A 396-nucleotide genomic window follows, 5' to 3' on the forward strand; every position below is an offset into this window, starting at 1 on the left:
TCATTAGTGGTTTCTGGGGCTGATTTAATAAATTCATCAAGTGAATATCCCTCTTGTGGTCCAACAACACGCAAACTATATATTCTAATTTGTGGTCTACCCTGATATTCCTCTCTTTTTCCATTTAACTCTACAATCGTACCAGTGCTAAAAGTTGCCGCATCTTGATGACTCGCATCCCAATAATTTCCGCGAATTTCACCTGAGCCATCACCAAATTGCATCGCTAAAAAAAGTTTATCTTTTTTATTACGGCGCAACTGTGAATTTTTGATTAAAACAACGATATCCATTTCTTCGCCATCATTATAGTCTAGCAAACGTTTAAGCATCCTTAATTCCTTTCATGAAAGTCAATGGCTTGATTTGCAACTTATTAACCAAACTTTCTTGTGC

Annotated in this window: 1 protein-coding gene; it reads right to left on the reverse strand. The window is 36.4% G+C overall.

Annotation, left to right across the window (positions count from 1 at the left end; translation table 11 throughout):
* Positions 1-332, reverse strand: a 332-nt coding sequence (locus ERK18_RS09360; protein ID WP_390885868.1) for an OB-fold nucleic acid binding domain-containing protein, incomplete at its 3' end; no start/stop codon positions are given.
* Positions 333-396 lie beyond the last annotated feature (64 nt).

The organism is Lactobacillus kimbladii (assembly GCF_014323605.1).
In the GTDB taxonomy this organism is placed as follows: Bacteria; Bacillota; Bacilli; order Lactobacillales; family Lactobacillaceae; genus Lactobacillus; species Lactobacillus kimbladii_B.